8 protein-coding genes are annotated in these 24145 nt (G+C 72.6%); 4 read left to right on the top strand and 4 right to left on the bottom strand.

Annotated features, from left to right (window positions below):
* Positions 1-16454 (bottom strand): type I polyketide synthase (locus tag GUY60_RS13390; RefSeq protein ID WP_312866292.1); only part of this gene is annotated, 16454 nt, incomplete at its 3' end.
* Between the two features lie 239 nt (positions 16455-16693).
* Between GUY60_RS13390 and GUY60_RS13385 the strand changes: the two genes are divergently transcribed.
* A complete protein-coding gene (locus GUY60_RS13385) occupies positions 16694-17122 on the top strand; it encodes a YybH family protein (RefSeq protein ID WP_161697296.1) in 429 nt (142 codons plus the stop codon).
* A 138-nt stretch (positions 17123-17260) separates the two neighbouring features.
* Here GUY60_RS13385 and GUY60_RS13380 read toward each other — a convergent pair whose 3' ends face one another.
* Complete coding sequence (locus GUY60_RS13380) at positions 17261-17665, bottom strand: YybH family protein (protein ID WP_161697295.1); 405 nt, start codon at positions 17663-17665, stop codon at positions 17261-17263.
* A 130-nt stretch (positions 17666-17795) separates the two neighbouring features.
* Positions 17796-18347, bottom strand: a complete 552-nt coding sequence (locus tag GUY60_RS13375) for a flavin reductase family protein (protein WP_187370008.1) — start codon at positions 18345-18347, stop codon at positions 17796-17798.
* Positions 18348-18505: 158 nt separating this feature from the next.
* Between GUY60_RS13375 and GUY60_RS13370 the strand changes: the two genes are divergently transcribed.
* The 3 genes from GUY60_RS13370 to GUY60_RS13360 are packed head-to-tail and all read left to right on the top strand — an operon-like array spanning position 18506 to position 23077.
* On the top strand, positions 18506-20128 hold the full coding sequence (locus GUY60_RS13370; RefSeq protein WP_161697293.1) for an aspartate aminotransferase family protein: 1623 nt from the start codon (positions 18506-18508) through the stop codon (positions 20126-20128).
* Positions 20125-22035 carry a 2-oxoacid:acceptor oxidoreductase subunit alpha gene (locus tag GUY60_RS13365; protein WP_161697291.1) on the top strand — a complete coding sequence of 637 codons (1911 nt, stop codon included), beginning with the start codon at positions 20125-20127 and terminating at the stop codon, positions 22033-22035. The genes GUY60_RS13370 and GUY60_RS13365 overlap by 4 nt, the downstream gene beginning before the upstream one ends.
* Complete coding sequence (locus GUY60_RS13360; protein WP_161697289.1) at positions 22025-23077, top strand: 2-oxoacid:ferredoxin oxidoreductase subunit beta; 1053 nt, start codon at positions 22025-22027, stop codon at positions 23075-23077. Before GUY60_RS13365 ends, GUY60_RS13360 begins: the two co-directional genes overlap by 11 nt.
* An 83-nt stretch (positions 23078-23160) precedes the next feature.
* Here GUY60_RS13360 and GUY60_RS13355 read toward each other — a convergent pair whose 3' ends face one another.
* Positions 23161-24027, bottom strand: a complete 867-nt coding sequence (locus GUY60_RS13355) for an FG-GAP repeat domain-containing protein (protein WP_161697287.1) — start codon at positions 24025-24027, stop codon at positions 23161-23163.
* Between the last annotated feature and the right edge of the window lie 118 nt (positions 24028-24145).

The raw sequence follows: 24145 nt of genomic DNA, 5'->3' as shown, positions 1-24145 counted from the left end.
GCCCCGGCACCCGCCGCCGAGCTCTCCAGCCAGTACCGCTCGTGCTGGAACGCGTACGTGGGCAGGGGAGCGGGCCGCGCCCGGGTGCCGTCGAAGTAGGCGTCCCAGTCGACGGGCACCCCGACCGTGTGCAGCTGCCCGACGGCCGCGGTGAGCGTCTCCGCCTCACCCCGGCCCCGGCGCTGGAGCGGGACGGCGGTGCCGGCGCCGTCGCCGAACGAGGTCCGCGCGAGGGCCGTCAGCGTGGCGTCGGGCCCGATCTCGATGTACGTGGACACACCGTTCTCGCGGAGCGTGCCGAGCGCGTCGGCGAACCGGACGGTGCCCCGGATGTGCTCGGTCCAGTAGTCGGGCGAGGTGAGCTGCTCCTCGGTGGCGAGGGTGCCGGTGTACGTCGACACGATCGGCCGGGTGGGCCGGCTGTAGGCGAGTTCCTTGGCCTTGGTGCGGAAGGTGTCGAGGACCGGGTCCATGTGGGGGGAGTGGAAGGCGTGCGACACGGTGAGCTGTGTGGTCTTACGGCCCTGGCTCTCGAAGTGCGCGGCGATCCGGGCTGCTGCCTCGGCGTCACCGGCGATCACCAGGGAGTTGGGGCTGTTGATGGCGGCGAGGGAGACGCCGTTGGTGAGGTGGGGGGTGATTTCGTCTTCGGTGGCTTGGATGGCGGTCATGGTGCCGCCGTGGGGGGCGGTTTGCATGAGGTGGGCTCGGGTGGTGACGAGGGTTGCTGCGTCTTGGAGGGTGAGGATTCCGGAGAGGTGGGCTGCGGTGAGTTCGCCGATGGAGTGGCCGGTGAGGTAGTCGGGTGTGATGCCCCAGGATTCGACGAGGCGGTACAGGGCGACTTCGAGGGCGAAGAGTGCGGGTTGGGTGTGTTCGGTGCGGTTGAGCAGGTCGGGGTCGGTGCCCCAGATGATGTCGCGCAGGGGGCGGTCGAGGTGAGTGTCTAGGGTGTCGAGTACGGCGTCGAAGGCTTCGGCGAAGACGGGATACGAGTCGTACAACTCCCGTCCCATGCCGAGGCGTTGGGAGCCCTGTCCGGTGAACAGGAACGCGGTCTTGCCGCTGTTCCTGGTGCCGGTGGTCAGGGCGGGATGGGGGGTTTGCTGGGCGAGGGCGCGTAGGGCGTCGCCGAGAGCGGCCGGGTCCTCGTTCGTGACCGTGATGGTGGCGCGGTGGTCGAACGGCGCACGCTGGGTGGCGAGGCTGTACGCCGTGTCCAGTACGGGTGCGTCCGGGTGCTCGTCGAGGTGGGTGAGGAGGCGCTTGGCCTGCGCGGCGAGGGCCTGCGGGGACTTGCCGGACAGGACGTACGGCAGGGCCGGAAGCGCGCTGGTCGAGGCCTTCGGCTCCGACTGCTGCTCGGCCGGGGGCGCTTCGATGATGACGTGCGCGTTGGTGCCGCTGATGCCGAACGACGAGACGCCCGCCCGTCGCGGGCGCCCGTCGACGTTCCAGGGCCGGGCCTCGGTGAGGAGTTCGACCGCGCCGGCCGTCCAGTCGACATGGCCGGACGGCTCGTCGACGTGCAGGGTCCTGGGCAGTACGCCGCGCTTCATCGACTCGACGACCTTGATGATGCTGCCGACGCCCGCTGCCGCCTGGGTGTGGCCGATGTTGGACTTCAACGACCCGAGGTAGAGCGGCTGTTCGGCGTCGCGGTCCTGCCCGTACGTGGCGAGCAGCGCCTGCGCCTCGATGGGGTCGCCGAGGGTGGTGCCGGTGCCGTGGGCCTCGACGGCGTCCACGTCGGCGGTGGTGAGGCGGGCGTTGGCGAGCGCCTGGCGGATGACCCGTTCCTGGGAGGGGCCGTTCGGGGCGGTGAGGCCGTTGGAGGCGCCGTCCTGGTTGATGGCCGAACCGCGTACGACCGCAAGGACGTTGTGGCCGTTGCGCTCCGCGTCCGAAAGGCGCTCGACGAGCAGCAGGCCGACGCCCTCACTCCAGCCGGTGCCGTCGGCGCCCGCCGCGAACGGCTTGCAGCGGCCGTCGGGAGCCAGACCGCGCTGCCGCGAGAACTCCACGAACGACGTCGGCGTCGCCATCACCGTCACCCCGCCCGCAAGGGCCAGGTCGCACTCGCCGGAGCGCAGTGCGTTGGCCGCCATGTGCAGCGCGACCAGGGACGACGAGCACGCCGTGTCCACCGTCACCGCAGGACCCTCGAAGCCCAGCGTGTACGAGACCCGCCCGGAGGCGACACTGCCCGCGTTGCCGCTGGCCAGATAGCCCTCCAAGTCCTGGGGCACAGCGTCGAGTTGGGTGCCGTAGTCGTGGTACATCACGCCCGTGAACACGCCCGTACGGCTGCCGCGCAGCGCACTCGGCACCAGGCCCGCACCCTCCAGCGTCTCCCACGCGGTCTCCAGGAGGAGCCGCTGCTGCGGGTCGGTGGCCAGGGCCTCGCGCGGCGACATCCCGAAGAACTCCGGGTCGAACAGGCCCGCGTCGTGCAGGAACCCGCCCTCACGCGCATAGCTCGTACCCGTGTGGTCCGGGTCCGGGTCGTACAACCGCTCCAGATCCCAGCCGCGGTTCTCCGGGAACGGGGAGATCGCGTCCACCCCGCCCTCGACCAGGCGCCACAGGTCCTCGGGAGATGACACTCCGCCCGGGTAGCGGCAGGCCATGCCGACGATCGCGATGGGCTCCTGTGACGCGGCGTCCGCCGTGACCACGACCGGCCCGGCCCCCTCCTCGGCACCCACCAGGTTGGTCGCCAGGTGCGTGGCGAGTGCGGTGGGGTTGGGGTGGTCGAAGACGAGGGTGGTGGGGAGTTTGAGGCCGGTTGCCTGGTTGAGTTGGTTGCGGAGTTCGACGGCGGTGAGGGAGTCGAAGCCGAGTTCCTGGAAGGCGCGGTCGGCGTCGATGGTGGTGCTGTCGCCGTGCCCGAGCACGGTCGCCACCTGCGTACGCACGAGATCGACGAGGGCCCGCTCCCGCTCCGCAGGGGACAGCGCGGCCAGCCGCTCGGCCAGCGACGATCCGGCCCCCGCACCCGACGCGCCGGCCCGCCGCCGCACGGCCGGCACCAGCGCACGGAACAGCGGCGGCAGCTCCGCGCCACGCTTCCGCAGCACCGCCGTGTCGACCCGCGTGACGGCGAGCACGGCCTCGTCCGTCTCCAGGGCCGCGTCGAACAACTCCAGGGCCTCAGCAGTGTCCAGCGGCAGCAGACCCTGCCGCTTCACCCGCTTCAGGTCGGTGTCGTGGAGTTGGTTGCTGATGGTGCTGGTCTGGTTCCAGAGGCCCCAGGCGAGTGAGGTGGCGGGTTGGTTCTGTGTGTGGCGGTGGTGGGCGAGGGTGTCGAGGAAGGTGTTGGCGGCGGCGTAGTTGGCTTGTCCTGCGTTGCCGATGTGTCCGGCGATGGAGGAGTAGAGGACGAAGGCGTTGAGGTTGAGGTGTTGGGTTTGGTGGTGGAGGTTCCAGGCGGCGGTGGTTTTGGGGTTGAGGACGGTGTCGAGTTGGTGGGGGGTGAGGTCGGTGAGGATGGTGTCGTGGAGGGTGCCGGCGGTGTGGATGACGGCGGTGAGGGGGTGCTCGGTGGGGATCGTGGCCAGCACCTCGGCGAGTTGGGTTGCGTTGGTGGTGTCGCAGGCGGTGAGGGTGATGTGGGCGCCGGCTTGGGTGAGTTGGGTGTGGAGTTCGGTGGCGCCGGGGGCGTCGGGTCCGCGTCGGGAGACGAGGAGGAGTCGTTTGGCTTGGTGGTGGGTGACGAGGTGGTGGGCGAGTGCGGTGCCGAGGGTGCCGGTGGCTCCGGTGATGAGGATGGTGCCTTCGTCCCAGCGGACCGGGTTGCGGTCGGTGGGTGTGTTGGTGGGGGTGAGGCGGGGGGCGTGAAGTTGGCTGTTCCGCAAGGCGAGTTGGGGTTCGCCCGTGGTGTGGAGCGCGACGGGCAGAGGGCTGTCGTCGTCGGTGTCGATGAGGGTGATGCGGTCGGGGTTCTCGGTCTGTGCGGTGCGCAGCAGGCCCCAGAGCGCGGAGTGGGTGAGGTTGACGGGCTCTCCGGGCTGGGCGGCGATGGCCCGGTGGGTCGTCACGAGCAGCGCGGTGTGGGCGTAACGCTCATCGGTGAGCCAGTCCTGCACGGTCCGAAGCGTGGAGTGCAGAACGTCCCGCACCACCTCCGGCATGGCGTCATCGTCGACCGGCTCGACCGGCGCGGGTATGTCGAGCAGCAACACCTCAGGCACCGGCCCGTCAGCGGGTACTGAACCGAGCGCCACATACTCCGTACCGTCCCCGACGGGAACCGGCACAGGAACCCAAGCCGTACTGAACAACCCCTCCCGCGTGGCCGCCTGCGCCTGTCGCAGTGCCTCCTTCGACAGCGGACGCAGCAGCAGCGACTCGACCGTCGCGACCGGCGCGCCCGTCCCGTCCGCCACCGTCAACGACGCCTCCAGGGTCTCTGCGTCCTGGCCGGAGAGCGTGAGTCTGACCCGGAGCACGGAGGCCCCGACGGCGTGCACGGTCACACCGGACCAGGAGAACGGCAGCCGGGACCGGCCCCCGTCCGCCACGACACCCGGCAGCAGCGGATGCAGGGCCGCGTCGAGCAGCGCGGGGTGGAGCAGGAACCGTCCGGCCTCGCCCCGCTGCGACTCGGGCAGCGCGACCTCCGCGTACACCTCGCCCTCGACCGGCCCCCGCCACACGCGGCGCAACCCCTGGAACGCGGGGCCGTAGGCGTAACCGAGGTCGGCGAGGCCGTCGTAGACACCGTCGAGCGGCAGCTCCTCGGCACCGGCGGGCGGCCACACGGACAGCCCCTCCGCGACCGATCCGGCCGAAGCAGCCGCACCAGCCGCACCAGCCGCACCAGCCGCAGCGACCGAAGCGACCGAAGCGACCGAACTTGCCACACCATCGGAACCAACCGCTCCGGTCGAACCGGCGGGCGCCAGCGAGCCGTTGGCGTTCACCGTCCAGGGGCGGGTGGTGTCCGTGTCGTCGGCGCTCTCGACGCGCGAGTACACGCTCAGGCTCCGCAGCCCCGCGTCGTCCGCCGCGCCCACGACCAGCTGCACCTGCACGCCGCCGTCCGCGGGCAGCACCAGCGGTGCGGCAAGCAGCAGTTCCTCGACGCGTCCGGCGCCGAGCTGCTCGCCCGCCCGTACCGCCAGCTCGACCAGGCCCGTTCCGGGCAGCAGGACCGTGCCGGCGACCGCGTGCTCGGCCAGCCACGGATGCGTACGCAGCGACAGGCGGCCGGTGAAGACATGCGTGTCGCCGTCCGCCAGGTCCACCGACGCGCCGAGCAGCGGATGCCCGGCCGCGGCCAGACCGAGGCCGGTCGCGTCGGACGGCGCCTCGGCGGCGTCCAGCCAGTACCGCTCGTGCTGGAAGGCGTACGTGGGCAGCGTCGCCCGGCGGGCGCCGGGGAACACGGCCGCCCAGTCGGGCGCGGCGCCGCGCAGCCGCAGCAGCGCCACCGCCGCGGCGACGGTCTCCGCCTCCGGCCGGTCGCGGCGCAGCGCGGGCGTGAGGGCGCCCGGGTCCTCCGTCGCGCCCGCCGCCACCAGGGCGGTGAGCACACCGTCGGGGCCGAGCTCCAGATAGTCGGTGACGCCCTCCGCCTCCAGGGTGCGGACGCCGTCGGCGAAGCGCACGGCCGACCGGATGTGGCGAGCCCAGTAGTCGGGCGACGTCAGCTGCTCCTCGGTGGCCAGGGTTCCCGTCACATTGGAGACGACCGGCACGCGCGGCACGTGGTACGTCAACTCGGCGGCGATGTCCCGGAATTCGGCGAGGACCTCGTCCATGTGCGGCGAGTGGAACGCATGCGACACCGGCAGCCGCTTCACCCGCGCGCCCCGCTCCCGCCAGGCCGCCAGGACCTCGTCGACGGCGTCCTCGTCGCCCGAGACCACCACGGACCGGGGCCCGTTGACCCCGGCGATCGCGACACGGTCGCCGTAGGGCGCGAGGAAGGACACCATCTCCTCCTCGGCGGCCTGCACGGCCGCCATCGCGCCGCCGCCGCGGGCCGCCTGCATCAGCCGGCCGCGCTCGGCGACCAGGACACAGGCGTCCTTCAGGTCCAGGACGCCCGCGACATACGCGGCGGTGACCTCGCCGACGGAGTGCCCGAGCAGATAGTCGGGGGTGATGCCGTAGTGCTCGAACAGCCGGTACAGCGCGACCTCCACCGCGAACAGCGCGGCCTGCGTGAACGCCGTCTGGTCGATCAGCGCGGAGTCCGCCGACCCCTCCGGGGCGAACAGCACCCTCTTCAGGGGCCGCACCAGCTCGCCGTCCAGCTGGGCGCACACCTCGTCGAGCGCGGCGGCGAACACCGGGCTCGACGCGTACAACTCCCGTCCCATGCCCAGGCGTTGGGAGCCCTGGCCGGTGAACAGGAACGCCGTCCTGCCGGGGCGTGCCGCATGGCCGCGTACCGTGCCGGCGGGCGACTCGCCGCGCGCGAGGGCCGCGAGCCCGTCGAGCAGCGACTCCCGGTCGCCGCCGAGCGCCGCCGCCCCGTGCTCGAACACGGCGCGGCCGGTGGCCAGGGAGAAACCGATGTCGGCGGCGGAGAGCTCGGGGTGGTCCGTGACGTACCGGTGCAGGCGGTCGGCCTGCGCGCGTACTGCCTGCTCGTCCTTGCCGCTGACGAGCCACGGCGCACCGGCCGCACCCGCACCAGTGCCCGCACCCGCACCAGCGTCAGCATCCGTGCCCGCACCCGCGTCGGCGTCCGTGCCCGTCAACTCCGGTGTCCTGCCCGCCGGTTGTGACTGCTGCGCCGGGGGCTCCTCGATGATGACGTGCGCGTTGGTGCCGCTGATGCCGAACGACGACACGCCCGCGCGGCGCGGCCGCCCGTCCGCCTCCCAGGGCCGGGCCTCGGTCAGCAGGGCCAGGGCTCCGGTGTCCCAGTCGATGTGCGGTGACGGCTCGTCGACGTGCAGGGTCCGGGGGAGTACGCCGTGGTGCAGGGCCTGGACCATCTTGATGATGCCGCCGACGCCCGCCGCCGCCTGCGCGTGCCCGATGTTCGACTTCAACGAGCCCAGGTACAGGGGCCGTTCGGCGTCGCGGTCCTCGCCGTACGTGGCGAGCAGCGCCTGCGCCTCGATGGGGTCACCGAGGGTCGTGCCGGTGCCGTGCGCCTCCACCACGTCCACGTCGGCGGTGGTGAGGCGGGCGTTGGCGAGCGCCTGCCGGATGACCCGCTCCTGGGACGGGCCGTTCGGCGCGGTGAGGCCGTTGGACGCGCCGTCCTGGTTGATCGCCGAACCTCGTACGACCGCAAGGACGTTGTGGCCCTTGCGCCGCGCGTCCGACAACCGCTCCACGAGCAGCAGACCCACACCCTCGGCCCAGCCCGTACCGTCGGCGCCCGCGGCGAAGGACTTGCAGCGGCCGTCCGCGGACAGGCCCCGCTGCCGGGAGAACTCCACGAACGTGTGCGGGCTGTTCATCACCGTCACCCCGCCCGCGAGCGCGAGGTCGCACTCGCCGGAGCGCAGCGCGTTCGCCGCCATGTGCAGCGCGACCAGGGACGACGAGCACGCCGTGTCCACCGTCACCGCAGGACCCTCCAGGCCGTACGTGTACGACAGCCGGCCCGACAGGACGCTGGACAGGTTGCCCGCGAGCAGGAACCCCTCGAACTCCTCCGGGGACGTGGCGAGCCGGGACGCGTAGTCGTCGTACATCGCGCCCGTGAACACGCCCGTGTTGCTGTCCCGCACCCGCGCCGGATCGATCCCGGCGCTCTCGAATGTCTCCCACGCCGTCTCCAGGAGCAGCCGCTGCTGCGGGTCGGTCGCGGTCGCCTCGCGCGGCGACATCCCGAAGAACTCCCGGTCGAACAGGTCCGCTTCGTGCAGGAACCCGCCCTCACGCGTGTACGACGTACCGATCCGCTCCGGGTCCGGGTCGTAGAGCCGCTCGATGTCCCAGCCGCGGTTCACGGGGAACTCGCTGACCGCGTCCACACCGTCCGCGACCAGGCGCCACAGATCCTCCGGTGATGACACTCCGCCCGGGAAGCGGCAGGCCATGCCGACGATCGCGATCGGCTCGTCCGAACCGGCGCCGGGCGTGGTGCGGGCGACGGCGGCCGGTGTCTTCTCCTGCGCGGCCCGCGACAGCAGATATGTGGCCAGGGCGCCCGGCGTCGGATGGTCGAAGACCGCCGTGGCGGGCAGCCGCAGACCGGTGGCGGCGCCGAGCCGGTTGCGCAGGTCCACCCCGGCCATCGAGTCGAACCCGAGGTCGTTGAACGCCCGGTCGGGCGCCACCGCGTCCGCCCCCGCGTGCCCGAGCACCGAGGCGACCGTCGACCGCACCAGGGCAAGCACGGTCTCCGCGCGCTTGTCCTCGGGCAGCGCCACGATGTGCCGCAGCCAGTCCGACTCGTCCGCCGGCTTCCCGGACGAGCGCGCGGCCCGCCGCCCGGCGGCCGGCACCAGAGCGCGCAGCAGCGCCGGCACCTCCGCCGTGCCGGCCCGGAACACCGCGAGGTCCAGGCGCGCCGGGACCAGCAGCGCCTCGTCCCCGGCGAGCGCCGCGTCGAAGAGGGCAAGGCCCTGCTCGGGCCCGAGCGGCGGCATGCCCGCCCGCGCCCACCGGTCCAGGTCCGCGTCGGACAGCGACGCGCCCATTCCGTGCGTGGCGTCCCACAGCCCCCAGGCGAGCGACACGGCCACAAGACCCTGCGCCCTGCGGTGCTGGGCCAGCGCGTCCAAGTACGTGTTGGCCGCCGCGTAGTTGGCCTGACCCGCGGTGCCGGTACTGCCCGACACCGAGGAGAACAGCACGAACGCGGACAGGTCCAGGTCGCGGGTCAGCTCGTGCAGCAGCAGCGCGGCGTCGGCCTTCGGCCGCAGCACCGCGTCGAGCCGCGCACCCGTCAGGGCGCCCACGGTCGCGTCGTCGAGGACGCCCGCCGTGTGCACCACCGCCGTCAGCGGATGCTCCGCGGGCACCGCGGCGAGCACCGCGAGAAGCGCCTCACGGTCCGCCACGTCGGCGGCGACCACGCTCACCCGGGCACCGGCGGCGGTCAGTTCGGCCACCAGGTCGGCCGCCCCGGGCGCGTCCGGGCCGCGCCGACTGGTCAGCAGCAACTGCCGTACGCCGTACGCGGACACCAGATGCCGCGCGAAGAGGCCACCGAGCCCGCCCGTGCCGCCGGTGATCAGCACCGTGCCGTCCGGGGCGAAGCGGGACCCGCCGCCACCGACGGAGGCCGCGGCCGCGTCGGCCGGTTCCGTGGCCCGGGGTGCGCGCTGCGCGCGGGTGAGGCGCGGCGCGTGCAGCCGGCCGTCGCGCACCGCCACCTGCGGCTCCCCGGCGGCGAGCACCGCGCCGAGGAGCGCCCCGGTGTCCTCGCCCAGGGACTCGGACGCGGACGTGGACGTGGACGCGGACGCGGGCGCGGGCGCGGGCGTGGCCGGGTCCAGGTCGAGCAGGAGCACCCGGCCCGGGTGCTCCGACTGCGCCGAGCGGACCAGGCCCCACACGGCGGCCGTACCGAGCGACACGTCCTCGCCGGGCCGGACGGCGACCGCGCCCCGCGTCACCACCACCAGGCGCGCGGCGGCGAACCGCTCCTCAGCCAGATGGTCCTGGAGCCGGGCGAGCACCTCGTGCGCGGCGGCGTGCGCGGGCCGCCCGTCCGACTCGTCCACCGGCACCAAGTCGGCCCGTACGACGAGGAGTTCGGCGTCGACGGGAGCGTCAGGGCCCGCCTGCGCCCACACCGGCGCACCGTCCACCGCGGGCACCGGCAGCTTCGGCCACGCCACCGTGAACAGTGCGTCCGCGACCCCGTCCACGGCCGGCCCGAGCCGGTCCTTGGCGACCGGGCGCAGCGCCAGCGACTCCACCTCGGCGACCGGCGCACCGGCCGCGTCGGCAAGGGACAGCGTCACCGCACCGGCCCCGTCGGGCGCGATCCGCACCCGCAGCCGGGTGGCGCCCGTCGCGTACAGGGCGGCGCCGGACCAGCTGAACGGCAGCCGGATCTCCCCGCCCGACGCACCGGCCGGGTCCGACGCGTCCGGTGCGTCCGACGCGTCCGCGGCGTCGAGGACCAGCGGGTGCAGCACCGCGTCGAGCAGCGCCGGATGGACGCCGTAGCCGCCGGCGCTCTCCCGCAGCTCCGGTGGCAGCCCCACCTCGGCGAACACCTCGTCGCCGCGCCGCCACATCGCCTCCAGGCCCTGGAACGCGGGCCCGTAGTCGTAACCGAGCGCGGCGAGCCGCCCGTACACGTCGTCCAGCGGCACCGCCGTGGCGCCCTCGGGCGGCCACTGCGTGAAGTCCGCCGACGGCGCGGGCGGCGCGGGCACGTCCGGCGCCAGCACACCCGAGGCGTGCCGCGTCCACGGACGCGTCCGGTCCGCGCCGCCGTCCGCGCGGGCGTGCACGGTGAACGGCCGGTACCCGTCCGCGTCCGGCGCGTCCACCGCCAGCTGCAGCTGCGCCGGCTCACCCGGGGGCAGCGGCAGCGGCGCCTGCAGCGTCAACTCCGCGACCCGGGGCGCACCGACGTGCGCACCGGCGGCGAGGGCCAGCTCGAGGAACCCGGTGGCCGGAAGCAGCACGGTGCCGACGATGGCGTGGTCGGCCAGCCAGCCGTGCCCGGAGCGCGACACGGCCGCGGTGAACACGGTGTCCTCGCGGTCCGCGAACTCCACCGCCGTCGTGAGCAGCGGATGCCCGGCGGCGGCAAGCCCCAGGCTGCGCGCGTCGGTACGCCGCCCCGGCGCCAGCCAGAAGTGCTCCCGCTGGAACGCGTACGTGGGCAGCGCGGCCCGTACGGCACCGGGGAAGAACGTCTCCGCGCGCAGCGGCGCCCCCTGTACATGCGCCTCGGCGATCCCCGAGGCGAACGTGTCCGTCTCCGGCCGGCCCGCGCGCAGCAGCGGCACCGCCGTCACCGACGTGCCCTCCAGGGTGCGCCCGGCGAGCGCGGTCAGCACCGCGTCGGGCCCCACCTCCACCAGTACGGAGGCGCCCTGCGCGGCCAGTTCGAGGGTGGCGTCGGAGAAGCGGACGGCCGCGCGGATCTGCCGCGCCCAGTAGTCGGGCGAGGCGAGCTGCCCGGCGTCCGCCGTCTCCCCGGTCACCGTCGACACCAGCGGGATGCGCGGTGCGTGGAAGGCGACCTCGGCGGCGGCCTCGCGGAACGTGTCCAGGACGCTGTCCATGTGCGGCGAGTGGAAGGCGTGGCTGACGGTGAGCCGGTGCGTACGGCGGCCCTGCTCGCGCCAGCCGTCGGCGATCCGGAGGACCACGCTCTCCGTACCCGAGATCACCACCGAACGCGGGGTGTTGACGGCGGCGACCGACACCTCCGGGTGCGCGTCGAGGGACGCGACGACCTCCGCCTCGGTGGCCTCCACGGCGACCATCGCGCCGCCCTCGGGCGCGGACTGCATCAACCGGCCCCGGGCCGCGACCAGGCGGGCCGCGTCGGCCAGCGAGAACACGCCTGCCACATGGGCCGCGGCCAGCTCGCCGATCGAGTGCCCCGCGACCAGGTCCGGCACCACACCGTGGTGTTCGAGCAGCCGGAACAGCGCCACCTCGACGGCGAACAGCGCGGGCTGCGTGTACGTCGTCAGATCCAGCGCAGCGGAGAGCTCGCCGTCCGGCGCGGCGAACACCACCTCGCGCAGCGGCCGGTCGAGCAGCCCGTCGAACGCGGCGAACGTCTCGTCGAGGGCGGCCGCGAACACCGGGTGGGCGGCATACAACTCCCGTCCCATACCGGCCCGTTGGGCGCCCTGCCCGGTGAACAGGAACGCGGTACGGCCCGCCCCGGCGGCGCTGCCCACCCGCACCCGGGCACCCTCGTCCGGGGCGCCGGACGCCAGCGACCGCAGCCCCGCCAGGAAGCCCGCGGTGTCCGAACCGAGCACCACGGCCCGCTCCTCGAAGGAGCTACGGGTGGTGGCGAGGGCAGCGCCGATCCCGGCGAGGTCGACCCCGCCGGACTCCGCGCCCGCGGTGAGCTCCGCCTCCAGGCGGGCGGCCTGCGCCCGCAGCGCCGCCGTGCTCCGCGCGGACAGCACCCACGGCGCGGGCAGCCGGGGCGCGGGCACCGCGGCGGCCGGCTCGGCGGCCCGGCGCGCGGGGGCCTGCTCGATGACCACGTGCGCGTTGGTGCCGCTGATGCCGAACGACGACACGGCCGCGCGGCGCGGCCGCTCCCCGGCCCGCCAGTCGCGCTCCTCGGTGAGCAGCTCAAGGCCGCCGGACGCCCAGTCGACGTGCGGCGACGGCGCGTCCACGTGCAGCGTCCTGGGCAGCACACCGTGGCGCAGGGCCTGCACCATCTTGATGACACCGCCGACGCCGGCGGCGGCCTGGGCGTGCCCGATGTTCGACTTCAACGAGCCGAGCAGCAGCGGCCGGTGGGCGTCACGCCCCTTGCCGTACGTGGCCGCGAGGGCCTCCGCCTCGATCGGGTCGCCCAGCTTGGTGCCGGTGCCGTGCGCCTCCACCACGTCGACGTCCGCCGCGCCGAGCCCGGAGTCGGCGAGCGCGTCCCGGATCACCCGCTGCTGCGCGAGGCCGCTGGGCGCGGTGAGGCCGTTGGACGCGCCGTCCTGGTTGACGGCCGAGCCCCGCACCACGGCGAGCACGTCGTGGCCGAGGCGCTCCGCGTCGGAGAGCCGCTCCACCAGGAGCAGCCCCACGCCCTCGCCCCAGCCCGTGCCGTCGGCGCCCGCCGCGAACGACTTGCAGCGCCCGTCGGGCGCGAGCCCGCGCTGCCGGGAGAACTCCACGAACATGCCCGGCGAGGACATCACGGCGGCGCCGCCCGCGAGCGCCAGGTTGGTCTCGCCCGAGCGCAGCGAACGGATCGCCAGGTGCAGTGCCACCAGGGACGACGAGCACGCCGTGTCCGCCGTCACCGCGGGCCCCAACAGGCCCAGCTGATAGGCGATCCGCCCCGACAGGACACTCGTGGTGGACCCGGTCAGGACGCTGCCCTGCACGGACTCGGGCGCGTCGTCCATGCGCGGCCCGTACTCCAGGGCCGTCGCGCCGACGAACACACCGGTACGGGAGCCGCGCAGCGACCGCGGATCGATACCGGCCCGCTCGACGGCCTCCCACGCCGTCTCCAGGAGCAGCCGCTGCTGCGGGTCCATGGCGAGGGCCTCACGGGGCGAGATCCCGAAGAACGCCGCGTCGAACTCGCCCGCGTCGTGCAGGAATCCGCCGTGCCGCACCGCGCTGTGGCCCGCCCGGTCGGGGTCGGCGTCGTACAGGTCGTCCGGCCAGCCACGGTTCGCGGGGAACGCGGAGACGGCGTCGCCGCCCGTCGCGACAAGGCGCCACAGGTCCTCCGGCGACGCCACGCCGCCCGGATAGCGGCAGGCCATGCCGACGATCGCGAGGGGCTCGCCCTCCGCCGGAGCGGCGGCCTCCGCCTCGCCGGGCCCGGCCGTGCCGAGCAGCTCGGCCGCGATGAACTCCGCGAGCGCCCGGGGCGTCGGATGGTCGAAGAGGAGCCCGGTCGGCAGCCGCAGCCCGGTCGCCTTGGCGAGGGTGCCGCGCAGCTCTGTGGACATCAGCGAACTGAAGCCCAGCTCCTTGAACGGTGTACGGGACGGAATCCGCTCACCGGGCGCGTAGTCGAGCACCGCGGCGATGTGCGTGTCCACCAACTCGGCGACGAACACGGCCCGTTCGCCCTCCGCCAGGCCCGCGACGCGACGGCCGAGCACCCCCTGCGGCGCGGACTCCTGCGGCGCGGACCCCGAAGGCCCGGACTCCTGCGGCGCGGGCGCCGAGGGCAGTGCCACCGGGGCTCGGCGCGCGGCCGTGTCGAACCAGTACCGCTGCCGCTGGAACGCGTACGTCGGCAGCTCGGCCGGGCCCGGCACGCCGCCGCCGTGCACCGCGGCCCAGTCGACGTCCGCGCCGCGCGTGAACACCGCCGCCACGGCGGCGAGCAGCGCCGCCGGCTCCGGGCGGCCCGCCCGCAGCGCGGGCACCGCGAGGACCGCGTCCGCGTCGGCCACCGAGTCGGCGGCAAGCGCGGACAGCACCCCGTCGGGACCCAGTTCGAGCAGCGTCGTCGCGCCGCCCGCCTCCAGGGTGCGCACGGCGTCGAAGAACCGCACCGGGCGCCGCACCTGCTCCACCCAGTACTCCGCCGACGCCAGCTGCTCCGGCGCCGCCGGGGCGCCGGTCACGCCGGACACCACCGGGATGCGCGGCGCCCGGTAGTCGAGCCCGGCCGCCACCGCCCGGAAGTCGTCGAGCATGGCGTCCATGTGCGGCGAGTGGAAGGCGTGGCTGACCGGCAGCCGCTTCGTCCTGCGGCCGGCCGCGCGCAGCCGCTCCGCGACCTCCAGTACGGCGTCCTCGTCGCCGGAGAGCACCACGGCCGCCGGGCCGTTCACCGCGGCGAGAGCCACCTGCCGCTCGCGCCCCGCAAGCAGCGGCAGCACCTCGTCCTCGGCCGCCTCGACGGCGACCATGGCCCCGCCCTCCGGCAGCGCCTGCATCAGCCGCGCCCGCGCCGCCACAAGCCGGGCCGCGTCCGGCAGCGACAGCACCCCGGCGACATGCGCCGCCGCGAGCTCGCCGATGGAGTGGCCCGCCAGGAAGTCGGGGCGCACGCCCCACGACTCGACGAGCCGGAACAGTGCCACCTCCACGGCGAACAGCGCCGGCTGCGTGCTGCCCGTACGGTCGAGCGGCTCGCCGCCCTCCGCGATCACCTCGGCGAGCGGCCGGTCGAGGAACGGGTCAAGCTCGGCCGCGACCGCGTCGAACGCCGCCGCGAACACCGGGTACGCCGCGTACAACTCCCGCCCCATGCCCGTACGTTGGGCTCCCTGGCCGGTGAACAGCAGGCCGAGTCCGCCGTCCTGGACCGCGCCGCCGACGACGCCGGGCGCGGGCCGGTCCGCGGCGAGCGCGCGCAGGCCGCCGAGCAGGCCGTCCCGCTCACCGGCCACGACCACCGCGCGGTGGCCGAAGAGAGTGCGCCGGGTGACCAGCGCGTCCGCGGTGTCCCCGAGCCCCTGCCCGGGACGGTCCTGGAGGATGTCGGCGAGCCGCCCGGCCTGCGCGGCGAGCGCCGCCTCCGTACGGCCGGAGACCACCCACGCGACGGGCGCGGCGGGTTTCTCCGGCACCGGCGCGGGCCCGGCCTCGACGGCCGGTGCCTCGGACAGCACCACGTGCGCGTTGGTGCCACCCATGCCGAAGGAGCTGACGCCCGCCACCAGCGGCCGGTCCTCGCGCGGCCACGCCGACAGCTCCCGCTGCACCGCGAGCCCCCAATCGGCCAGCGGGATCCGCGGGTTGGGCGTCTCGAAGTTGAGGCTCGCGGGCAGCCGCCGGTGGTGCAGGCTCAGCAGCGCCTTGATCAGGCCCGCGATGCCCGCGGCACCCTCCAGGTGCCCGATGTTGGTCTTCACCGACCCGACCCGCAGCGCGTCCCGCGCGGACCGCCCGGCGCCGAGCGCCGCACCGAGCGCCCCCGCCTCGATCGGGTCGCCGACCGGCGTACCCGTGCCGTGCAGCTCGACGTACTGCACCTCGTCGACACCGACACCGGCCCGCTCGTAGGCCTCCCGCAGCACCGCCTGCTGCGCGGCGCCGCTCGGCACGGTCAGACCGTCCGTCGCGCCGTCGTTGTTGACCGCGCTGCCCCGGATCACGCCGTACACCCGGTCGCCGTCGGCCAGTGCGCGGCCCAGCGGCTTCAGGACGACGACGCCGCCGCCCTCGCCCGGCACGAAACCGTTGGCGCGGGCGTCGAAGGCGTACGTCGTGCCGTCCGGGGACAGCGCGCCGAAGCGGGACTCCGTCACCACGTTCTCGGCGAGCAGATTGAGGTTCACACCCGCCGCGAGCGCGGTCGCCGACTCGCCCTGACGCAGGCTCTCGCACGCCAGGTGCACCGCCACCAGGGACGACGACTGCGCCGCGTCCACGGTGAGGCTCGGGCCGTGCAGCCCCAGGTGGTAGGAGACCCGGTTGGCGATGATGCCGCGGTTCACGCCGGTCATCGTGTGCTGCGTGATCGCCTCCGTACCGTGCAGGTACAGCAGGTTCGTGTAGTCGTCGCGGAGCGTGCCGACGAACACCGCCGTACGGGAACCGCGCAGCGACGCCGGCACGATCCCGGCGTCCTCCAGGGCCTCCCAGGCCAGTTCGAGGACGAGCCGCTGCTGCGGGTCCATCGCGGCGGCCTCACGCGGCGACACATTGAAGAACGCCGCGTCGAAGTCGCCCACCGCGTCCAGGAACCCGCCCCGCTCGACCACCGGCGGCCCCTCGCCGGCCAGGCGCCCCTCGGGCACCTCGCCGACGGCGCTCGCCCCGCGGGCGAGGAGCTCCCAGAAGTCACCGGGACCGGGCGCACCCGGCAGCCGGCACGCCACGCCGATGACGGCGATCGGCTCACCCTGCGCCTCGGAGCCACCGGATGCCCTGGTGTCCTGCTCGGTCGTCGTCTTCACTCCGGGGTTCCCTTTCCTGACGCCTGAAAGTGCCGTTCGGAATTCCACATCGGACCGTACAAGGGCGGGCCTATTTCAGTTCCAACGCCGGATCACGGCACGGTAATTCACCGGGTCGGGAAGGTGCGGCGCTCCGCATTACCCCGTGATGGGTCACCGGTTTCCGGCCCACGGATAACGTCGTCGGCGCACGTCGATTTCGACACCGCACCGACATCGCGGAACCGGAAGGAATCTTCATGGGCAAGACCACGAACGGAATGGAACTCCCGGCGGACATAGAGGAGCACCTGGAAAGCTACGTCACGGCTTTCAACTCCCATGACCTGCAAGCCGTCGACGCCCACTACACGAAGGAGGCCGTCGCGGTCTGGGAGCCCGGCAAGCCGGTGTCCGGCGACGCCCGCCGCGCCGCCGCCAAGGAGTTCTTCGACACGGCCGCGCCCACCATCGTCGCCGACGTCCGCGAGGCCTACGTGACCGGCGACACCGCGCTCGTCGTCGTCGACTGGACGATGCAGGTCAACGACGACAAGGGCGGCCGCGAACGGCTCGTGGGCGTGGGCCTCGACGTGCTGCGCCGCACCGAGGACGGCGGCCGCTGGCTGTACGCCATCGACGACCCGTTCGGCGAGGAGCCGCCCGCGGAGCGTCTGGCCGCCGCCTGATCCGCCCCTGCGCAATGCGCCGCAGCACATGAGGAATCGCATGACCCCGGCCCCCACCAGGTCATGCGATTCCTTGTGCGTGCGGGGCACCCTCCTTGTGCGTGCGGGGCACCGCGCGCCCGGCACTCCCGGCAGGTGTCAGGCGGCCGGGTTCGCCACGGGACGGTCCACGGCCATCAGCCACTTGCCGTCTTCGACCCGGCGGATGACGTCCGTGCAGGACCCCTTGACCGGGATCAGCTCGCCGTCCTCACCGGGCAGGCCCAGCTCGAAGTCGACGACGATCAGCGTGACGTCGCCGGCCGTGTACGAGTGCTTGACCACCGAGTTCAGGGTCGGGCCCTGCGCCAGCATGTCGACGATGGCCTTGGTGCGCGCCGGGCCGGTCAGCGGCTGACCGGAGAGGTTGGAGATCGCGTCGTCCCGGTAGAGCCGGTCGAAGGCGTGCCCGTCGCCCGAGTTGAATATCTTCAGGAAGACATCGTTCTGGACCTGCGGATCATCCGTCAGCTCCAGGTTGTACAGATCGGTAGCAGCAGTCATGCCGCCGGCTCCTCTTCTGTGTGTGAACACACGCTTGTGGTCTGGTCGTTCGCCCACAGCCGCCTGCCGGCGGCCGCGGGACGTCTCTTCGGTGCGCCGGCCGCACCGGGCCGTACGCGGTGGCCGGCGCTCACGCGGCGGCGTCGCCGACCTGGCCGAACTCCCCGTTGAAGAACAGCAGCCCGGTGTCGTCGTGCCCGCGCCGGCTGTCCAGGACGGCACCGATGAAGATCGTGTGGTCGGCGGACACGTGCGCCGCGTCCAGCTCGCACTCCAGCCACGCCAGCGAACCGGTCAGCAGCGGGGCACCCGTGTGCTCCCCGGTGAACCAGCCGACCCGCTCGAACTGGGCGGCACCCAGCTCGCGCTTCTTGTCGGCGAAGTGGCGGGCCAGCGGCTCCTGTTCGGCGCTCAGGATGGACACCCCGAACTTTCCGCCGGTGGTCAGCGCGTCGTGCATGACGGCGCTGTGGGCCACCGAGCACAGCACGCTCGGCGGCGTGAGCGACACGGAGCTGAACGCGTTCGCGGTCATGGCGTGCGGGTGCTCGCCACCGACCGTGAGCACGACGACTCCGGTGGCGAACTGGGACATCACATCCCGCAGGGGAGCCGGCGCGCCGGTGCGGCGGCGACCGGCCCGCGGGAGCGCGGGGTCGAGCTCGGCGGATACGGGAGTCATTTCTTCCTCTTTGGATTCGACAGCGAACTACCGGCCTGCCGAAAAGCTAAGCAAGGGCCACTTTCCGCCGCTTCATCAGCGGGTAACCACAAGTCCTCAACGGGCGCTGCCCATCCGATGACCACCCCATGAGCGGCCGCTTGCAGCACCCGAGAAACATGGACGCCATGAATTCCGTAGCCACTGAGCCCGACGAGCCCCAACTGGCCGAGCCGCACCTACGGGCGGTCCTCGCATCCGCAGGCCTGGACGTCGAATACGTCAGGGCCGAAGGAAATACCCTCCATATGCGCGGCGAGGACGGCCGGGAAATCCCCGTGGTCGACTTCGCGGGCGGCTACGGCTCCCTCCTGCTCGGCCACAACCACCCGGTGATCACCGCGTACGCGAAGCAGCTCCTGGACGCCGCGACGCCGGTGCATGCCCAGTTCTCGCTGCACCCCGAGGCCAACCGGCTCGCCGTGGCCCTGAACCGGATCGTGCGGCGCGAACTCGGCGACGACGAGCCCTATCTCGCGATCTTCGCCAACTCGGGGGCGGAGGCCAACGAGGCCGCCGTCAAGCACGCGGAACTCGACCGTGTGCTGCGCCTGGAGGCCCAGCTGGAGAAGGTCGGCAAGAGTTTCGAGGCGGCCGGCTACGCGGTGCGCGGCGGTAAGGCGACCGTGCCGGACACCACCTGGGAGGGCGCCGGTCTCACCGCGCCGCGCCCGCAGGACCCCACCGAGGCCCTGGGCGTCCTCGTCGACGCCCTCACCCGCCGCAACGCCGAACAGGCCGCCCGGCCACCGGTGTTCCTGGCCCCCGAGGGCTCCTTCCACGGCAAGCTCGTCGGCAGCGTCCAGCTCACCCACAACGAGGCCTACCGCGCGCCGTTCAAGTCCCTCGCGGCGCAGGCCCGGTTCGTCCCGGTCAACCGGCCGGGCGCCGTACAGCGCGTCATCGACGAGGAGCGAGCGAGTCTGCTCGGCCTGACCGTCACCGGCGGCCGCGTCGAGATCCGCCGCCACGAAGCCCCCGTGATCTGCGCGTTCATCCTCGAACCCATTCAGGGCGAGGGCGGCATCCAGGAGCTGACCCGGGAGTTCGCCGAGGAGATCCAGAGCGCCTGCGCCGCCATCGACTGCCCCGTCGTCGTCGACGAGATCCAGAGCGGCATGGGCCGCACCGGCACGTTCCTCGCCAGCAGCGACATCGGCCTGCGCGGCGACTACTACACCCTGGCGAAGAGTCTCGGCGGCGGCCTCGTCAAGACCTCGGTGCTGCTCGTACGGGAGTCCCGCTACCGGGGCCAGTTCGAGCTGATCCACAGCTCCACCTTCGCCAAGGACGGCTTCTCCAGCCTGGTCGCGCTCAAGGTGCTCGACCTCGTCGAGGCCGACGGCGGCGCCGTGTACCGCGAGGCCGGCGAACGCGGCGCCCGCCTCAAGGACATGCTGCACGCCGTCCACAAGGACTACCCGGAGGTCGTCAAGGACGTGCGCGGCAAGGGCCTGATGCTCGGCATCGAGTTCCACGACCAGTCCGACGCGCCGGCCCCGCCGGTCCAGGAGGCCGCCAGGGCGGGCCTGTTCGGGTATCTCCTGGCCGGCCATCTGCTGCGCGGCCACCGCATCCGTACGTTCCCGACGGCGAGCGCCGCCAACACCCTGCGCTTCGAACCGTCGGTGCTCCTGACGGACGCCGAGATCCAGCAACTGGACACGGGCCTGCGCGACATCTGCGACATCGTCCGCGGCAACTACGGGCGCCCGCTGTCGCTGCCCGCACCGCCCGCATGACGAGCGGGGGAGAGGCCCTACGGACATCGGCGACCCGCACGGTCCAGGGCAAGGAAGTGCGTCGTCTGGACCGGGTGATCATTCGTTTTGCGGGTGATTCGGGTGACGGTATGCAGTTGACGGGTGACCGGTTCACGTCGGAGACGGCGTCGTTCGGTAATGACTTGTCGACGTTGCCGAATTTCCCGGCGGAGATTCGGGCGCCTGCGGGGACGTTGCCGGGTGTGTCGAGTTTCCAGTTGCATTTCGCTGATCACGACATTCTGACGCCGGGTGACGCGCCGAATGTTCTGGTGGCGATGAATCCGGCGGCGTTGAAGGCGAACCTGGCGGATGTGCCGCGGGGTGCGGAGATCATCGTGAACACGGACGAGTTCACGAAGCGGGCGATGCAGAAGGTCGGCTGGGATACGTCCCCGTTGGAGGACGGTTCGCTGGAGGGCTTCCATGTTCATCCGGTGCCGTTGACGACGTTGACGGTGGAGGCGCTGAAGGAGTTCGAGCTGTCCCGTAAGGACGCGGGGCGCAGTAAGAACATGTTCGCGCTGGGGTTGTTGTCGTGGATGTATCACCGGCCGACGGAGGGCACCGAAGCTTTTCTGCGGTCGAAGTTCGCGAAGAAGCCGGATATCGCGGCGGCGAATATTGCGGCGTTCCGGGCGGGCTGGAATTTCGGGGAGACGACGGAGGATTTCGCGGTCTCCTACGAGGTGGCGCCGGCGGCGTCGGCGTTCCCGACGGGCACGTACCGCAATATTTCAGGGAATCTGGCGCTGTCGTACGGTCTTGTGGCGGCGTCCCGGCAGGCGGATCTGCCGCTGTATCTGGGTTCGTACCCGATCACGCCCGCGTCCGACATTCTGCATGAGTTGTCGAAGCACAAGAACTTCGGTGTGCGGACGTTCCAGGCGGAGGACGAGATCGCGGGGATCGGGGCGGCGCTGGGTGCGGCGTTCGGTGGCAGCCTCGCGGTGACGACGACGTCGGGGCCGGGTGTGGCGCTCAAGAGCGAGACGATCGGTCTGGCGGTGTCGTTGGAACTGCCTCTGTTGGTGGTGGACATCCAGCGGGGCGGGCCGTCGACGGGGCTGCCGACGAAGACGGAGCAGGCGGACCTGCTGCAGGCGATGTTCGGGCGTAACGGTGAGGCGCCGGTGCCGGTCGTGGCGCCGAAGACACCGGCGGACTGTTTCGACGCTGCTTTGGAGGCGGCCCGGATCGCGTTGGAGTACCGCACGCCGGTGTTCCTGCTCTCGGACGGGTATCTCGCCAACGGCAGCGAGCCGTGGCGGATCCCGGAGGTCGATGAACTGCCCGATCTGCGCGTGCAGTTCGCGCAAGGCCCGAACCACACCCTGGAAGACGGCACCGAGGTGTTCTGGCCCTACAAGCGCGACGAGCGCACGTTGGCACGCCCGTGGGCGGTGCCCGGCACGCCGGGCCTTGAGCACCGGATCGGCGGGATCGAGAAGCAGGACGGCACGGGCAACATCTCCTACGACCCGGCCAACCACGAGTTCATGGTCCGCACCCGCCAGGCCAAGATCGACGGCATCGACGTGCCCGACCTGGCCGTTGACGACCCGAGCGGGGACGCACAGCTCCTGGTCATCGGCTGGGGCTCCACCTACGGCCCCATCACCGCCGCCGTACGCCGACTGCGCGCAGCGGGCCGCAGCGTGGCACAGGCCCACCTGCGTCACCTCAACCCACTGCCCGGGAATCTCGGCGAAGAGCTCGCCCGCTATGAACACGTCGTCGTCCCCGAGATGAACCTCGGTCAGCTGTCGATGCTGCTGCGCGCCAAGTACCTGGTCGACGCCCGCAGTTACACCCAGGTCAACGGCATGCCGTTCAAGGCCGAGCAGCTCGCCACCGCACTGGAGGAAGTGCTCCATGCCGACTGAACTCCCCCTGACAGCAAAGGACTTCAAGTCCGATCAGGAGGTGCGCTGGTGCCCCGGCTGCGGTGACTACGCGATCCTGGCGGCCGTGCAGGGCTTCATGCCCGAACTCGGCCTGGCCAAGGAGAACATCGTCTTCGTCTCCGGCATCGGCTGCTCCTCCCGCTTCCCGTACTACATGAACACCTACGGGATGCACTCCATCCACGGCCGCGCCCCCGCCATCGCGACCGGACTCGCCTCCTCCCGCCCCGACTTGAGCGTCTGGGTGGTCACCGGTGACGGCGACGCCCTGTCGATCGGCGGCAACCACCTCATCCACGCGCTGCGCCGCAACGTCAACCTGAAGATCCTGCTGTTCAACAACCGGATCTACGGCCTCACCAAGGGCCAGTACTCCCCCACCTCAGAAGTCGGCAAGATCACCAAGTCGACGCCGATGGGTTCCGTGGACGCCCCCTTCAACCCGGTCTCGCTCGCGCTGGGCGCCGAAGCCTCCTTCGTCGCCCGCACCGTCGACTCCGACCGTAAACACCTCACCGACGTGCTCCGCCAGGCCGCCGCCCACCCCGGCACCGCGCTCGTCGAGATCTACCAGAACTGCAACATCTTCAACGACAACGCCTTCGAAGTCCTCAAGGACAAGCAGCAGGCCGAGGAAGCCGTCATCCGCCTCGAACACGGCCAACCGATCACCTTCGGCGCTGGGGGCACCTCCCGCCCGGAGGGTGGGGGAAACCACAAGGGCGTCGTACGGAACCCGCAGACCGGAGACCTCGAAGTCGTCCCCGTCACCGACGACAACCGGACGCAGATCCTGGTGCACGACGCCCACGCGGCCTCGCCCACCACCGCGTTCGCGCTGTCCCGGCTCGCCGACCCCGACACCCTCCACCACACCCCGATCGGCGTCTTCCGCGCCACCGACCGCCCCGTCTACGACAGGTTGATGGCCGACCAACTCGACGCCGCCATAGACCAGAACGGCAAGGGCGACCTCAGCGCCCTCCTCACCGGCAACGACACCTGGACCGTCAAGGAATAGCCGTACGAGACCCACCGACGCGCTCGTGGCCGGCCCCGAACCGAACGGGACCGGCCACGAGCGTGGGGGACGAGGGGCAGGCGTCAGAACAGCAGCCGGTACTGGTTCCACCCCGCGCCGCCCTCGACGCGCTGCCGCTGTCCCAGCGGCCGCCGGGGGTCACCGGTGCCGGGGTGCAGCCACAGCACCCCGGCGCGGTCGCGGGCAAGGAGGTCGCTGGTGCCGTCCTGGTCCAGGTCGCCGATGGACGTCAGATGGTTGTACCGGTTCCACCCGAGGCCGATCGGCACAGGCGCGGAGAACGCCTTGCGCGCATCGCCGGTGCCCTGGTGCAGCCACAACACCCCGGCCCTGTCACGGCCGACGACGTCCGGGACACGGTCACCCGTCAGGTCGCCGAGCCCGGCGATCTGCACGTACCGGTTCCAGCCGGGACCGACGCGTACGCCGGGCCGCAGCGTCGCGTCCTCGCGCGCGGCGAACAGCCACAGCACACCCTTCGGGTCCCGCGCGATCACATCGGCCTGCGCGGACCCGCCCAGGTCGCCGGGGGAGAGCAACTGGTCGTACTGCCCCCACTGCCCGTCGAGCATCCGCTCGCCCGCGTCCGTCACATAGAACATCCGCCCGTCGGCCCGCTGCCCGTAGGCCCCTTCGGCGAGGCCGTCGCGGTCGTGGTCGACATGGGTGGCCCCGAGATGCGTCTGCCACCCGCCGAGCACGAACTCACGAGGTCCGAGGCCGCCCTTGCCGTCGGGCCAGAACACATACACGTCGCCGGGCCCGTCGACCGCGGTCAACGGAAACTGCGGGGCGTGCGGCGGCACCGAGGGCGCACCGTCATCGGCCGAGGCCGCCTGCGGGGCCGCGACGGACGCGGCGAGGGCGGCGGTCGTCAACGCCAGGGTGAGCAAACGCTTCAGCGAGCGACCGGTGGGGAGATGAGCCACGTCGTACTCCAGTGTCAGTCCAGGACCACACGGCACCGGGCACGGCACCGCACCTCCCTCCTGGATAGCAACCCTCAGTAATTTCGAAGTAACCAGAAGTACTGGGGAAGTGGGGAAG

This window comes from Streptomyces boluensis (assembly GCF_009908195.1).
Lineage (GTDB): Bacteria > Actinomycetota > Actinomycetes > Streptomycetales > Streptomycetaceae > Streptomyces > Streptomyces boluensis.
The sequence above is the reverse complement of the archived record's forward strand: the minus strand, read 5'-3'. Positions and strand labels throughout refer to the sequence as shown.

Coding starts and splice junctions, on each gene's coding strand:
- GUY60_RS13385 (WP_161697296.1), top strand. CDS start 16,694: ATGGGCAAGACCACGAACGGAATGGAACTCCCGGCGGACATAGAGGAG.
- GUY60_RS13380 (WP_161697295.1), bottom strand. CDS start 17,665: ATGACTGCTGCTACCGATCTGTACAACCTGGAGCTGACGGATGATCCG.
- GUY60_RS13375 (WP_187370008.1), bottom strand. CDS start 18,347: ATGACTCCCGTATCCGCCGAGCTCGACCCCGCGCTCCCGCGGGCCGGT.
- GUY60_RS13370 (WP_161697293.1), top strand. CDS start 18,506: ATGGACGCCATGAATTCCGTAGCCACTGAGCCCGACGAGCCCCAACTG.
- GUY60_RS13365 (WP_161697291.1), top strand. CDS start 20,125: ATGACGAGCGGGGGAGAGGCCCTACGGACATCGGCGACCCGCACGGTC.
- GUY60_RS13360 (WP_161697289.1), top strand. CDS start 22,025: ATGCCGACTGAACTCCCCCTGACAGCAAAGGACTTCAAGTCCGATCAG.